This window comes from Janthinobacterium sp. AD80 (genome assembly GCF_002878455.1).
In the GTDB taxonomy this organism is placed as follows: Bacteria; Pseudomonadota; Gammaproteobacteria; order Burkholderiales; family Burkholderiaceae_D; genus Janthinobacterium.
In genome coordinates this window covers 24290-38142 of the sequence record NZ_NRDQ01000018.1, presented here as the reverse complement: position 1 = coordinate 38142, position 13853 = coordinate 24290, and the positions used below count along the sequence as shown (strand labels likewise).

Here is a 13853-nt window from a genome sequence, read left to right as displayed (position 1 = left end):
GCTTCGCCGCGCGGCACCACGCGCTGCCACAAGCGGCCCCGGTAGCCGTCCGTCAGGCTGGCCGGCGTGCCCTGCGCAACGATGCGCCCGCCCGCCAGGATGGCCAGGCGCGGGCACAGGTTTTCCACGTCTTCGACAATATGCGTCGACAGCAGCACCACCGCCTCGGCGGCGACATCGGCCAGCACGCGGTGAAAGCGGTTGCGCTCGGCCGGGTCCAGCCCCGCCGTCGGCTCGTCGACGATCAGCAGGCGGGGCGATCCGATCAGGGCCAGCGCGATGCCGAAGCGGCGCAGCATGCCGCCTGAATATGTCGACACGGGCCGGTGCGCCGCATCGGACAGATTGACCCGCGCCAGCAGCGCCTGCACTTCGGCGTGGCGCCGGGCCTTGTCGCTGTTGCCCTTGAGCCAGGCGAAGCGTTCCAGCAGGCTGTGGCCGGACACGCCCGGATAGGCGCCGATCTGCTGCGGCAGGTAGCCGAGACGGCGGCGCAGGTGGTCGGGGTCGGCCAGCACGTCGACGCCATCGAGGTGGATGCTGCCGCGGTCGGGCGCCTGCAACGTGGCCAGGGTGCGCATCAAGGTGCTCTTGCCGGCGCCGTTCGGCCCCAGCAAGCCGTACAGGCCGGGCGGCACTTCCAGGTCGATGCCGTTCAGCGCGGGCACGCCGTTGGCATAGGTCTTGGCGAGGCCTCGAACGACGAGGCCGGGGGAAATGGACATGACAATCCTCTCAACAGAAAGCGGGGGCTGGGCCAGCGCGGCAGGCTGTGCGCGCCGGAAACTGCCACCATAAGCATTGCTGTCGATTTTTTCCGCCCGGATCTGCTGTGCTTCTGCCCGGATCCGGTTAATACTTACCCGCCGCGCTTCACCTCGGCCGGATTGACCCCAAACTGCTTGCGAAAGGCGGCCGCGAAATGGCTGGCGTTGGTGTAGCCCAGGTCCGACGCCACGCGCATGACGGACAGGTGGCCGCCGCGCAGACGGCGCCGCGCGTCGTGCATGCGCTCCTGCTGGAACAGGCCGTACACGCTGGCGCCGAACATCTGGCGGAATCCCCGTTTCAGGCGCAGCACGCTCAAGCCCGTATTGCCGGCCAGTTCCGCCAGGGTGGGTGCGCGGCTCAGGTCCGCCAGCAGGCGGTCGCGCGCCTGCTGCAACAGCTTCCAGTCCGCATGCGTGGAATCGCAGGTGCACGGCTTGCCGCCGCGCCCTTCCAGGAACAGCCCCACCATCGCCAGGCCCTGCGCTTGCAGCCACAGGCGGTGGCGGGCAGGTTCGCCCAGCAGGCGGGTGCGCGCCGGGTGCAGCGCCTGGCTCAATGCATGCGCCGTGGCATGCAGCTCCGCGCCCCGGTGGCCTTCGGCGAAGCAGCGTCCCGCCGCCAGCGCCTGGCGCAGGGACGGGTCAACCTCGTCGAGCCAGGTGTTGAAAATGTCCGGCCGCACCATCACCGTCACGCTCTCGAACGCGCCTTGCTGGCTGAAGCGGCCGCGCCGGTCCGGGCCATAGTTGATGCTGCCTTCGTTGATCCTGACGATATGTTCGTGGCCGCCCACGCCGCCCTCAAACCAGCAACGGCAGTTGCCCTGCAGCGGATACGTGAAATGTATGCGGTCGCTGTCGTCGCACAGGGCGATCTCCAGCGGCTGCTCGAAGCTGCCCTTCCAGCTCATCACCTCAATGCCGTCCTGCAGGGGCACGGTAGTCAGGCGACAGTCGTGGTCGGGGCCGAGCCGCAGGACGGAAATGTCGGACAGCAGCGCGGCGGCCGAGATATCGGGAACGATGACGGGTGGATCGAGCAAAGCCATGGCGGGTCCTGTTGTCCCGATGCGGGCCGAAATGGCACGGATTCGGGCGGAAATTTCAAATGGGAATGATTATCATCTAAATGCCGTGCTTGCACAATCAAAGAGTGCCATGTACAGCAACGCCCTATTTTTCTCCTCCCTGATATCCAACCGTGCAAGACGCCCACACCATGATGCCTGTTCCCGTCCCTTTTCGTCCCCGTCATCCGCGCCTGCGCCGCCTGGCCTGGCTGACCGCCGCCGCATTGGCATCCTGTCCCGCCGCCCACGCCAGCGATGCGCCGCCCGCCGCCGACAATGCCGCCTTGAGCCTGCCCAGCGTCAGCGTGACGGCGCGCCGCAGCAACGAACTGGCGAAAGACTTGCCCTTCAGCGTCAGCGTCATCGGCGGCGACACGGTGGAGCAACGCCGCCTGCTCAACCTGGACGACGCGCTGCGCACCCTGCCCGGCGTCGACATCAACTCCTGGGGCGGCTTCAACGATGCCAACGTGCGCATCCGCGGCGTCGGTTCGCTGTACCAGGTCAGCGCCGAAGACGGCTCTGTGGTCATGAGCGTGGACGGCGTGCCCCTGTCGAGCCGTGGCGCCTCGCTGGCCACCATGGATATCGAACGCATCGAAGTGCTGAAAGGCCCGCAAGGCACCTTGTTCGGCCGCAACAGCGAAGCGGGCGCCATCAACATCACCACGCGCCGCCCCGGCCGCACGCCGGAAGGACTGGTTCGCGCCGAGATGGGTCAGGATGGCCAGTACCTGACGGAAGCGGCCGTGGGCGGCCCCCTGTCGGCCAGCGTCAGCGCGCGTGTGGCGCTGCGTGGCGCCGGCGCCGACAGCCAGGTGATCAACGTGCAGGATGGCCGGCCAGTGCTGAAGGCGCGCGACGCAGGCGCCCGCCTCAGCGTGCTGTGGCAGCCGATGCCCGCCACCTCGCTGCTGCTCGTCGCGGAACGCCAGCGCCAGCGCGGCAAGGTAGGCATGATGCTGCTGCGTCCCTACACCGAGCCGCCGACGATCGACCTGGCGCCGGGCGGCTTTTACGCCCACAACACGGTGACGCGCCACTCGGTGGAGATCAATCACGACCTGGCCGCCAGCCGTCTCACCTCCCTCACTTCCTACGTACGCAACGACATGGACCAGCGCAGCGGCGCCGACCTGCGCATGGCGCGCAAGGTCTACGGCCTGCCCATGGAGTATTTCAAGACCGACCGCGCCAGCGATGACCTGATCCAGCAGGATCTGCGCTGGTCGTCCCTGCCCGGCGCGCGCGTATTCTGGGTGGCCGGCGCGAACCTGCTCAAATCGCTGCGCGGCGCGGACATGCACGACGAAGTGAGCGGCAGCCTGGCGCGGCGCCGTTTCGACACGCGCGCCAACGCCGTGTATGGCGAGGCAAGCTATCCGCTGGCGGCGGCGCTGAAACTGACGGCCGGCCTGCGCCATGCACACGAACGCAAGTCGTATGCGGCCGTCTTCGGCGGCGCCGGGCCGGCCGGCAGCGATGCGCGCAGCCTGCGCGACAGCTACAGCACGGGCAGGGTCGCGCTGTCATGGGCGGCCACGCCTTCGACGAATCTGTATGCGGTGGCCGCGCGCGGCTACAAGAGCGGCGGCTTCAACGACAGCAGCAGCAGCGTTGCCGACGGCACGCCATACAAGGCGGCCAGCGCGAACACCCTGGAACTGGGCTTCAAGATGGAAGACGCGGCGCGCCGCCTGGCCCTGAACGGCGCCATTTTCAGCAACCAGGTGCGCGACGACCACATGCTGGGCTATGACTACGCCACTTTCGCCACCACGGCCCTGAACACCGACACGCGCAGCCGCGGCGCGGAACTCGAAGGCGTGTGGCGCATGGCGCGCGCCTGGACCGTCACGGGCGGCGTCAACTTCACCGATGGCGACATCACGCGCGGCGTGGCCGGGGTTTCGGGCGGCGACGTCAGCGCCGGCAACCGCCTACCCGATATCGCCCGCTGGAGCGGCGCCCTGTCGCTGGCGCACCGCCAGCCACTGGTATCGTTCTGGGGCCTGGCCGCGCCTAGCGTGCGCACCCTGCTGTCCTACCGCTATACGGGGCGCCGCGCCAACGATCCGCAAAACCATTTTGAACTGGGCAGCTACCAGAAACTCGACCTGCGGGTCAGCCTGGCGGCCGGCAATGGCGAAGTGTATGTCTGGGCCGACAACCTGCTGGACCGCCGCCACGAACTGTATGGCTATTACTTCACCCCCACCGCCAGCGCCGGCATGCCCGCGCGCGGGCGCAGCATCGGCGCGGGCGCCAGCTGGCATTTTTAAGGAGCGCGCATGCCTGACCATGTCAACAACAAGACGGGCGGCGATGCGCCCTGGGCCATCATGCGCCCCGTGCGGGGGCAGGTGCGGCTGGCCATGCTGCTGTCGGCCTGCGGCGCCTTGCTGGGCATGGCGGCCCTGGCGCAACTGGCGTGGCTGGCCGATAGCCTGCTGCGCGCACCGCACGCCTGGCCCTGGCGCCTCATGCTGGGCGCTGCCGCCTGCACGGTGGCCGCGTACGTGCTGCGCCTGACGGCGTTCCAGCAATCGCACTTCGCTGCCTTTCGCCTGGAGACCGTGCTGCGCACGGAACTGAGCGCGCACCTGGCACGCGTGCCGCTGGGCCAGGTGCAGCAACTGGGCGCGGGCGCGCTGGCCAAGGTGCTGCAGGACGACGTCAAGGAACTGCATATCTTCGTTGCCGACAGCACGCCCCTGTTTGCGCGCGCCTACACCCTGCCCGCGCTGACCTGCGCCGTGCTGCTGTGGCTCGACTGGCGCCTGGCGCTGGCCGCCGGCGCCGTGCTGCTGGGCGGCTTCGGCGTGCTGTCGCTGGCCATGCGCGGCCATGGCGACATGACGCGCCAGTACAATGCGGCGCGCGAGCGGGTCAGCGCGGCCGTGATCGAATTCGTGCAAGCCATGCCCGTCGTGCGCAGCTTCGACACGGGCCGCAGCAGCTTTGGCCGCTACCAGGCGGCGCTCGATGCCTACCTGGAGGTGCTGACACGCTGGTACCGCGGCGCGGGGTTCAGCGCGCGCTTCTCGATGGCCGTGCTCAATCCCATGCCGACCCTGGCCGTGCTGCTGTGGCTGGGCGCCTGGCTGAGCTGGCACGACAGCCTGTCCTTCGGCACCTGGCTGGCCGTGCTGCTGCTGGGCACGGGCATGGCCGAAGCCATGCTGCCGCTGATGCTGCTGTATCACATGGTGGAGAAATCCCGCCTCAGCATCGCCCGCATCGTGCAGGTGCTGCGCCTGCCCACCCTGCCCATGCCGGCGCACAGCCAGACGCCCGCCGACGCCAGCGTGGTCTTCGAGGACGTCGATTTCAGCTATGCAAGCGGGGACGAGCCGGCCCTGCGCAGCATCAGTTTCCACGCGCCGGCCGGCAGCATCACGGCGCTGGTGGGGCCGTCGGGCGCGGGCAAGAGCACGGTGGCGCGCCTGATCGGGCGCTTCTGGGACGCCAGCGCGGGGCGCATTCTCGTCGGCGGCGTCGACGTGCGCGCCATGGATGCCGATACCCTGATGGGCCATGTGAGCATGGTATTCCAGGATACCTTCCTGTTTGCCGACAGCATCGCCAACAATATCCGCCTGGGCTTGCCCGCAGCCAGCCTGCAGGACGTGCAGGCTGCCGCGCGGGCGGCGCAGGCGCACGATTTCATCATGGCCCTGCCGCAGGGTTACGCGACACAGGCGGGCGAACAGGGCTTGTTCCTGTCGGGCGGCCAGCGCCAGCGCATCACCATCGCGCGCGCCATCCTGCAAGACCGCCCCATCCTCGTGCTCGACGAAGCGACCGCCTTCGCCGACCCGGAAAACGAGGCGGCGCTGGTGGCCGCGCTGTCGGCCCTGATGCGCGGCAAGACCGTGCTGATGGTGGCGCATCGCCTGTCGACCATTTGCGATGCGCAGCAAATCCTGGTCTTCGAACGTGGCCAACTGGTGCAAGTGGGGCGCCATGCCGCCCTGCTGGCCGAGGGCGGCGTGTATGCGCGCCTGTGGGCCAGCCATGAACAGGCGCAGCGATGGGCACTGCATGCGCATGCGCCCCTACAGCCGCCAGGCCCCACCACCACTTGCCAGGAGTCCCTGTTTTGAGCATACCTGCCGTCACCCCATGGCGCGACACCTACCGCCAGCTGCTGCGCAGCGCCGGCCACTGGCGCCGCAGTTGCGGCGCGCCCTGCACGGCCTGGCGCTGGCCGCCGCCGTGCAGGGCCTGGCCCTGGCCTGCCTGTTTCCATTTTTCCGCGCCATGCTGACGGCGCCCGCGCCGCGCACCGCCACGGCCTGGCTGGGCACCATGACGGCGCTGATGCTGGTCTCCAGCGTACTGCGCTGGCGCGCCCAGGGCTTCGACTATGACGGCAAGATGGCCGCCACCACGCATGCGCTGCGCACGCGCCTGGGCGCGCAGTTGCGGCGCATACCGCTGGAACTGCTGCGCACGCGGCGCGCCGGCGAAATCAACGCTACCTTGCTGGGCAACGTAGATGAACATTTCAATTATGCGCTGAGTATCATCAATATCATCCTGCTGGCCCTCGTGACACCGCTGGTGACGGCGCTGGCCACGCTGGCGTTCGACTGGCGCCTGGGCTTGCTGCTACTGCTGGTCTTCCCCGCCATCGTGCCCCTGTACCGCTGGCGCCGTCCTGCGTATGGGCGCGGCATGCGTGCGCTGGCCGCCGCGCACCAGCGCAGCGCCGCCGATATCGTCGAATACACGCAGGGGCTGCCCGTGCTGCGTAGCGCCCGCAGCGTGGGCGCGCGGGCGACAGCCCTGCAAGCGGGCCTGCTTCAGCTGCAACAGCTGCAGACCATGGCGCAAAAAAAAGGCGCCAAGCCGAATGTGGTGGTCGCCAGCGTGGTCGAACTGGGCTTGCTACTGGTAGTGGCCGCCGGCGTCGCCTGGGTGGTGCAAGGCAGCCTGGACCTGGGCATGCTGGCCGCCGTGCTGGTGGTGGTAGTGCGCTTCGCGGAACCGCTGGCCACCTTCGTCAGCTATACGGCCATTTTCGAGCTGATCGAGGCGGCGCTGGAGCGCATCGAGGCGCTGCTGGCCGTGGCGCCGCTGCCGCAGCTGCAACCCGCGCAGGCGCCCATCGGTCACGCGGTGACGTTCGAAGGCGTGACCTTCGCCTATGCCGATGCGGGCCAGCCAGCCCTGCGCGGCTTCGGCGCGCGCCTGGCGCCGAACAGCATGACGGCGTTGGTGGGCCCATCCGGTTCCGGCAAGACCACCGTGGCGCGCCTGCTGCTGCGCCACGCCGACCCGCAGCAGGGCAGCATCGCCATCGGCGGTGCCGACCTGCGCCATCTGGGAACGGAAACGCTGGACCGCCTGGTGGGCGTGGTTTTCCAGGAAGTATATCTGTTCGACGACAGCGTGCTGGCGAACATCCGCATGGCTCGCCCCGAGGCCAGCGACGACGAGGTGCGGGCGGCGGCCGGCAAGGCGCAGTGCATCGATTTCATCGAACGGCTGCCGCAAGGCTGGCACACGCCCCTGGGCGACAATGGCGCGCGCCTGTCGGGTGGCGAGCGACAGCGCCTGTCGATCGCCCGCGCCCTGCTCAAGGATGCACCCATCATCATCCTCGACGAGCCGACGGCTGCCCTGGACACGGAAAGCGAAGTGGCGGTGCAGCGCGCCATCGACGCGCTGGTGCGCGACAAGACCGTGATCGTCATTGCGCACCGCCTGTCAACCATCGCCGGTGCCGCGCAGATCCTCGTCATCGCCGATGGCCAGCTGGCGGAACAGGGCACGCATGGCGAGCTGCTGGCGCGCCAGGGAAAGTACCACGCCATGTGGCAGGCACAGCAGGCCGTGAAGTCCTGGCGGCTGGCCGCGCCGCCAGCTTCCGCCTAGCGCAACCGGCCCTATTGCATCGGCAGGGCGCTCACGTCGACGGTGGGCGTCTGGCCCGTGGCCGGACGCGTGAAGTTCTGGCTGGTTTTCACATAATCGGCGAAGAAACCGCCGTTATGCAGGTAGAACTTGCCATTTTCCAGGCCGCCCGCGTAATCCATGCGCTGCGCATTGGTGGCCGTGGCGTCGCCCGTGAACCTCCCGGCCGTCACTTCCGACCATGTGCCCGATGCATTCCTCGCCCACTGGTTGCCAAACTGGACGCGGCGCTCCGTGTAGCCCAGGGTGTCGATGAAGTTTTCGAGGAAGGAATGCACGCCCGTCAGATACGTGGAAATCGCCGGCCGCTTCCAGGTGGCGATGTAGCGCCACTTGCCCGTCTCGGGCGCGAAGAACCAGGCCGAGTAGTCGCTGCCGCCATTGCCGTCGGGCCGCGCGCGCGTGATGAAGCGGTAGGTCGTGCCGGCCGCCCAGTTATACGACAAATACGTCTGCCCGCCCGTGCCCTCGCCGCCGAACGCGTTGTCAACCACGCCGGCGCCCTTGCTGACCAGGGTGGTCTTCGCGCCATTGTCCGCATCCCACACGGAGAACAAGATCCAGCGCTCGCTCGGCGATTTCACCTGGATGCCCATGTAGCCCTGGCTGAAGCCATTGGCCATGAAGTAGGAGCCGATGGCGTCCTGGCCCTTGGGAATCGTCATCTCGTTATAAAAATACTCGGTATTGGCCGGTACCGTATAGCCCATGTGCACGGAGGGTCCGCGCCGCGACCAGTAGTAGTTGGCCGGGTCGTTGGCATACGTGAGCGCGGCGTTCGCCGTGACCTTCAGCGCCGCGACGTCGCCGAACGTGCCCTTCACGCGCTTCAGGCCCTGCATGTCGACCTTCACGTAGCCGGCCGCCGGCACATTGACCGTGCCGACGGCATAGGTCTTGCGCTCCTTGCCGGCAAGCTTGACGTCAAACGGCGCGCCGTTGATCTTCACGCGGATGGTGCTGTTGCCGCCATCGGCCAGGCTGGCGTCGAGCGCCACCTGCACGGGTCCCGCTTCGGCCACGCGGAAATACGTGCTGGCGACGGCATTCGGATCGCTCCAGCCGGCCAGGCCGCGCTCGTTGATGACGGCGCCCGCGTTCGCGCTGGTGATGAAGGCGTTGCCGGCCAGTTCCACGGTGGACGTCGCGGCTGGCGCGGCCACGCTGGCGGCCAGCAAGGCCGTGTTGCCGTTGCCCGTGGCGGTGGCGCCGCCGCAGGCTGCCAGCAGCAAAGGCATGGCGGGAAGGATGGCATGGAGTAATGCACTTCTGTGTTTCATCGACGTCTCCTGGTGGTGAAGCTTTGCGGCGGGCGAACACGGGCCTGCGCACCTGCGCCGCGGTTGAAAAATACATAGGGATAGAAAAAACCCGCTACGGCGGCAGGCGAGGTAGCGGGTTCTGAAGGTTTAGTACTTGCCGTCGAGGGCGAAGACCGGCTTGCGCGATTTCCACTGGCCGCCCGTGAAGTCGGGGAAGTCCAGGGTCTGGAAGTTGGCGGCGATTGACTGCTCGGACAGCGGCGTGATGGCGCTCCATGTCACGGCATCGTAGATGTCGATCGGCATAGGCGCGTTGGCTTTCAGCGCTTCGACAAAGGCGTGGATGACGAAGAAGTCCATGCCGCCGTGGCCCGCGCCTTCGGCTTGGGCCGCGTATTTGCGCCATACCGGGTGGTCATATTTGTCCTGGTAGGTCTTGAAGTCATCCCACTGGTGCGGCTTGCTGACGCCTTCGATGTGGATCGAATTGTTCAAGTCCATCCACAGGCCATCCGTGCCCTGCACGCGGAAGCCCAGCGAGTACGGACGCGGCAAGCTGGTATCGTGCTGCAGGATGATGGTTTCGCCGTTTTCGCATGCCAGGGTGGTGGTGACGATGTCGCCCAGCTTGAATTTCACCTTGGCATTCGCGTGCTGCGCACCGCCCGGCTGCTTGACGATGTAGTCGTGCAGGCCACGCGCCTTACTGGCGAAGGCGTTGATGCGCGTAAAACGGTTGCCGCGGTTGATATTGGTGTACATGGCGCACGGACCGATGCCGTGGCTCGGATACAGTTCGCCATTGCGCTCGACCGAGTGCTGCGTGCGCCAATGTGCTTCGGACCAACCCTTTTCGCCGAATTCCACTCCGCCGCCATACGGCTTGGCCGGATTGCCGCTGTTGAATTTCACGGCGCGCAAGTCGTGCTGGTAGCCGCCCTGCAAGTGCAGCAGTTCGCCGAACAGGCCCGCGCGCACCATCTGCAACGCCGCCATCACGTCGCGGCGGTAGCAGACGTTTTCCAGCAACATGTACGGCGTGCCCGTCTTCAGCTGCGTGTTGAGCACATCCCAGTGGTCCTGCAGAGTGATGCCGGCCACCACTTCGCAGCCGACGGCGATCTTCGCCTGCATGGCGGCGATCGCCATCGGCGCATGGAATTCCCATGGCGTGGCGATGATCACGCCATCGAGTCCGCCCGCGTCCAGCATGCGCTTGTAGGCTTGCGTGTCGCGGTCTTCGCCATAGGTGCGCGGACGCGGCTTGCCGGCCTTGGCCACCTGGCCCAGCGCGTGCTTCAGCATGATCGGTTCGATATCGCACAGGGCAACCACTTCCACGTCATCGCGGCGCACCAGTTCCGCCAGCAGCACCTGTCCGCGCATGCCCGTGCCGATCAGGCCCAGGCGGACTTTGTCGCGGCCGGCGGCAGGCGCGGCGGCGGCTTCGCCAGGCAGCAAGGCGCTGCCGGCCATGGCGCCACCGGCCAGCGCTGCGCTGGCGGACAGGAAATTGCGGCGATTGAATTGTGTCGTCATTGGTCTCTTCTCACTTCCGTTGGTAATCATGGTCGCCAGCCCGCCGCAAGGCAGGCCGGCATGCATATTAATAGGTGTATTCAGCCGTGAAGCGGATCGAACGGGGCGCCGTGCGGCCAGCCACCTGCAGGTAGTTGCGGGCAATGGCGCCATGGTCTTCGCGCGTCTCGCTGTAGCGGGTCACGGTCTGGGTGTTGAACACATTGAATACGTCCACTTTCAGGCTCAGACCCTTGATGGCGCTGGGAGTATAGGCCACATTCATGTCCAATTGGGCTTGCCATGGCAGGCGGCCCTGGCTGCCGCGCGGCGCAGGCTTGCCATTGCAGTAGAAATAGGAATCGCCGTAGTCGTTGTCGAACTTCAGGTCATCGGGCAGCGCGCCGATGCAGTTGCGCGGCGCGCCCGAGATCAGCGTCATGTTGGCGCCCACCGTCACGTCGGCGACGACCTGCATGAAGCCATAGGCCTTGAAGGCGTGGCGATGGTCGCCCGGCAGATAGCCATAGGCGTTGTACATCAGTTCCTTGTGATCGGCGCTGACCGTCAGGCCCACGTCGCCGCCGCCGATGCTGTCCGTCTGGCCTTCCATATTGCCCTTCAGGCCGGACAAGGTGTAGGTCAGCTTGCCGTACCAGCCATTCGTGTACGGGTGCTCGACGAACAGGTTCAAGGCACGGTAGGTGCGTGCCGGTTTCGGATTGCCCCACTCCGCCGCCGAAATGTCCACGCGGCGCAAGCCCTTGCCGTCGTCGAAGTCCACCATCAGGCTGTTGTCGCGGCCCGGGTTGATGATGGCGCACTGGAAGCCGCTCCAGTTGCTGGTATCGACGCTGTTGCGCGTGGCCCAGGCTTGCAGCGGACGCTCGTCGCAGGTGTCGTCATTGGTGTCGTTCATCTTGCGATACAACATGCTGGCGCCGACTACCAGCTTCTTGCTCAGGGCGCGCTCGAAACCGAGCGAGAATTCGTCCTGCGACAGCGGTTTCAGGCCAACGGCCGTCACTTCGCGCGCATCGCGGCTCTGGCCATACGCGTTATTGGCCGAATACGGCTTGCTGATGGCGTGCAGGCCTGTCGGCGCGCCCGTGACCGGATCGACACCCGTGTAGGTAAACATTTCGCTGGTGGCCAGGAACGGGCTGGCCATATTGCTCGACAAGTTGGACGGCACCGGCAGGTGGTAGCGCCCGCCGTTGGCGAAGAATTTCAAGGTGCCGTCGCCCAGGTAATCCCAGGTGGCGCCCATGCGCGGGGCGATCATGTTGCGCTGAGAGATAAAGGCCACGCCATCGGTGCTGTAGTTGGTGAACTGCTCGCGGCGCAGGCCCAGGTCCAGCAGCACACGCTCCGTGACCTGGTAGTGATCCTGGATGTACTGCGCCGATTGCACGCTGGTGGGACGCGCCAGGTTGGCGTTCAGGTCCTTGCTGACGTAATAGCCCTGCGCGCCATAGCCTCCGCCCTGTGCCGGCGTTTCAAACGCGCCGTTGATGGCGCGGTTCGGGTCTTCCGCCTTGCGGTAGCTCCAGCGGTAGCCGCCGGCCAGGCTCAGGCCCACCTGCGACTCCACGTCGATGCGGTCGATGCCGCCGCGCAGCGAGTGCTTGCCCAGCTTGTATTCCAGGTCCAGGCGCTTGGCCTTCTGGCGGTCTTGCGACGATGGATCGATCAGGGTGCCTGTGACGGTTTGCGGATTGGCATAGCTCAAGCCCGGCACCTGCGTCGATGCGGTCGACGAGGTCTGGGCGAAGCTCGGATCGTAGCCGTTCGGCGTACGCCGGTGCGAAGTGCGCGACTGCCCCATCATCGCCGTCACGGTCAGGTCATCCGTCAGGTAGCCCGTGTACTTGAAAATGTCGATATTCGCGCCTGGCGCAGCCGAGGAACCGCAGCAGTTGATGGTGCTCTCGCCCTTGCCGGACTGGATCCCATTGCTGGCATGCGTGTCGTAGCTGTAGCCATACGACTGGCTATCCGTTTTGGTGCGGTCGTACAGCTTGGTGTATTCGAAGTGATGGTTGTCCGTCAGGTTGTAATCGAGCTTGGCCATCATGCGGTCCACCCTGCTCTGGCTGGTGCTCCAGCCACGCGCCAGCGCCGTGCCCGAGTCGGCGGCGGCTGCCACGGCCTGGCCGTCCGTGCGCGTCTGCTCCAGCGCCACGAAGGCAAACAGCTTGTTCCTGATCAGCGGACCACTGCCATACAGGCCAACCACCTTGCTGGTGCTGCCGTTGTCGCGGTTCCAGTACTGCAAGGTGCCGTCCGTGCCAGGATTGGCGCCCGTCTGCGGATAATAGGTGTTCTCGGGCGCCCCTTTCAGCGAACGGGGAATGATGGAAACCTTGCCGCCGAATTCCACCTTGTTGCCACCGCTCTTGGTGGTGATGTTGATCACGCCGCCCGTCGAGCGGCCAAACTCCGAACCGTAGCCGCCCGACAGCACCTGCATGTTCGAGATGGCGCCGAATGGCAGTTCCGAGGCACCCACCTGGGTCAGGATGTTCGTGATGGGGAAGCCGTTGACGTAGAACGCGTTTTCCGACTGGCCCGAGCCGCCGATCGATGGCGCATTGCCATACACGCTGTTGGTGCCGCGCGTGACGCCTGGCGTCAGCTGCACGATGGAGGCGACATCATTGCCGACTGGCAGCGCCTTGAGTTCCTTGGCCGTGAAGATCACGCCATTGTTGGTATTCGACACGTCGATCGGGTTGCGCGAGGCTTTCACGACGACGGTCTGCTCCTGGCCCGCTGCACCAGCCGCGCTGGCCGGGCCGAAGTTCGCCTCGCGCGCCGGCGCCGATCAGGGCTTCGACTTCCTGCTTCGCTTCGACCGCACCGGCGCGCAGCACCCGCACTTCATAACGCCCAGGCGGCATGGAGTTGGCCACATAGCGGCCCGACGCATCCGGTGTCAGGGTGCGCTGCACGCCCGTCGCCAGGTTTTGTAATACCACGGTGGCGCCGGCCGGCGCGCTCACTTCGCCGAAAATGGTGCTGGTGGCGTTCGACTGCGCCCAGGCCTGGCCTGGCACGCCGGCCGCCAGCGCGATGACGATGGCGGCGGCGCGGCTGATGTCGCGCAATTTGAGTCGGGTGCTATGCATGATGTCTCTCCGTCTATTTCGAGGGTTATCAGCGCCCTTCCCGCTCCGGGCGGAACTGCGGAGGGCGCCATTTTTATGGTGATCGTCGGCAGGTGCGGCCAGCCAGCCGCGCCTTCCGGAAAATCAGTCCGTGTCGGCCAATTTTCGTTTCCTTGGGAATACTTTAAAAAGAAAAATAAG

Annotated in this window: 9 protein-coding genes; 3 read left to right on the top strand and 6 right to left on the bottom strand. The window is 66.5% G+C overall.

What is annotated here, in order from left to right; all coding sequences use genetic code 11:
* Together JaAD80_RS04005 and JaAD80_RS04000 are read right to left on the bottom strand one after the other, a co-directional pair.
* The coding region (locus tag JaAD80_RS04005) for an ABC transporter ATP-binding protein (RefSeq protein ID WP_102292985.1) at nucleotides 1–725 on the bottom strand (725 nt) is incomplete at its 3' end.
* A 134-nt stretch (nucleotides 726–859) separates the two neighbouring features.
* The gene (locus JaAD80_RS04000) at nucleotides 860–1819 is read right to left on the bottom strand and encodes an AraC family transcriptional regulator (RefSeq protein WP_102292984.1); all 960 of its coding nucleotides are present in this window, start codon (nucleotides 1817–1819) and stop codon (nucleotides 860–862) included.
* Nucleotides 1820–1989: 170 nt separating this feature from the next.
* Here JaAD80_RS04000 and JaAD80_RS03995 point away from each other — a divergent pair, with 170 nt between their 5' ends.
* Genes JaAD80_RS03995 through JaAD80_RS03985 form a run of 3 tightly spaced genes read left to right on the top strand, consistent with a single transcriptional unit; the run spans nucleotide 1990 to nucleotide 7723 of the window.
* A complete protein-coding gene (locus tag JaAD80_RS03995; RefSeq protein WP_219726777.1) occupies nucleotides 1990–4122 on the top strand; it encodes a TonB-dependent receptor in 2133 nt (710 codons plus the stop codon).
* Between the two features lie 9 nt (nucleotides 4123–4131).
* Complete coding sequence (locus tag JaAD80_RS03990; RefSeq protein WP_258002801.1) at nucleotides 4132–5946, top strand: ABC transporter ATP-binding protein; 1815 nt, start codon at nucleotides 4132–4134, stop codon at nucleotides 5944–5946.
* A gap of 19 nt (nucleotides 5947–5965) precedes the next feature.
* Nucleotides 5966–7723: an ABC transporter ATP-binding protein gene (locus tag JaAD80_RS03985; protein WP_102292983.1), complete on the top strand. Its 1758-nt coding sequence runs from the start codon at nucleotides 5966–5968 to the stop codon at nucleotides 7721–7723.
* Between the two features lie 11 nt (nucleotides 7724–7734).
* On the opposite strand, the gene JaAD80_RS03980 is transcribed toward JaAD80_RS03985, so the two are convergent.
* The 4 genes from JaAD80_RS03980 to JaAD80_RS31330 all read right to left on the bottom strand — a co-directional run bounded on the left by JaAD80_RS03980 (nucleotide 7735) and on the right by JaAD80_RS31330 (nucleotide 13673).
* Entirely contained in the window at nucleotides 7735–9042 is a 1308-nt protein-coding gene (locus JaAD80_RS03980) for a DUF3472 domain-containing protein (RefSeq protein ID WP_258002800.1), read from the bottom strand.
* A 129-nt stretch (nucleotides 9043–9171) separates the two neighbouring features.
* Nucleotides 9172–10563 (bottom strand): Gfo/Idh/MocA family protein, encoded by a 1392-nt coding sequence (locus JaAD80_RS03975; protein ID WP_102292981.1) that lies wholly within the window; start codon nucleotides 10561–10563, stop codon nucleotides 9172–9174.
* A gap of 67 nt (nucleotides 10564–10630) precedes the next feature.
* The gene (locus tag JaAD80_RS03970) at nucleotides 10631–13294 is read right to left on the bottom strand and encodes a TonB-dependent siderophore receptor (protein ID WP_258002799.1); all 2664 of its coding nucleotides are present in this window, start codon (nucleotides 13292–13294) and stop codon (nucleotides 10631–10633) included.
* Nucleotides 13200–13673, bottom strand: a complete 474-nt coding sequence (locus JaAD80_RS31330) for a carboxypeptidase-like regulatory domain-containing protein (RefSeq protein ID WP_258002798.1) — start codon at nucleotides 13671–13673, stop codon at nucleotides 13200–13202. The genes JaAD80_RS03970 and JaAD80_RS31330 overlap by 95 nt, the downstream gene beginning before the upstream one ends.
* Nucleotides 13674–13853 lie beyond the last annotated feature (180 nt).